This window comes from Oleiphilus sp. HI0043 (genome assembly GCF_001634935.1).
Genome location: NZ_LWEY01000932.1, coordinates 1 through 810, shown reverse-complemented (window position 1 = coordinate 810; position 810 = coordinate 1). Strand labels below are relative to the sequence as shown.

General features: G+C 42.0%; 1 pseudogene. It reads right to left on the bottom strand.

What is annotated here, in order from left to right:
* Positions 1 to 166 precede the first annotated feature (166 nt).
* Positions 167 to 810 (bottom strand): annotated as a pseudogene (locus tag A3729_RS10330) (flagellar biosynthesis protein FlhF); the annotation flags it as partial.

Sequence of the window (810 nt, the reverse complement as noted above, 5' to 3'; positions counted from 1 at the left end):
CTTTTATACATCTAATTATTTTTCGCACTTCAGTTTATTCAACCATATTGAGATCTTCGTGATACTGAAACATTGACCGTATTTTCAGTGTATGCTGCATAATCTTGCTACATTCAGCTCTATATTTTAATCAACGCTAATAAGAGTTTAGCAGATATGATTAAGTTTACGCAGAATGAGAGAATATTTGATCTAAACCACCTTCATGCTCTTGGGCGCTGATTGTTACCCATCGCTCCGAACTATTCAATAAAGATTCAGCTCTCGAGAGGATTTCTTTTTGCCTAAACACATGAATATCCTCAGGAACTCGCTGACCGTCAGTAAAATAACTGGCTTTGAGACGCGTATCGATAAGAAAGCTCATCACCTCACCCAGGCTAACAGCTTCATCAACCTTAGTAATAATGGCGCCTGACAAGCCTACCATTTTGTAGTGATGGTAATTTGAACACATCACCTGATACTGCCCTACAGACGATACAACAAGGTGTGACTGAATATCATGACCCGACAGCTTTAATTCCTGCAGCTGCTCAGACCAGCACGCGTCGGTATGCATTAGGCCAGCAGTATCAACCAAGACAAGTTTTTTGTGACGCAAGCCATCAAGTATGGTATCCAGACTATGACGCTCATCAACAACATGGACAGGCACATTGAGTATTCTGCCAAACACCTTTAGTTGCTCGTGCGCAGCTATGCGGTATCTGTCAGTTGTCACCAAGGCTATATCATCAGCACCATGTCGAATAACAAACTGAGCAGCCATTTTACCTATTGTCATGGTCTTACCACTACCTGTAGGCC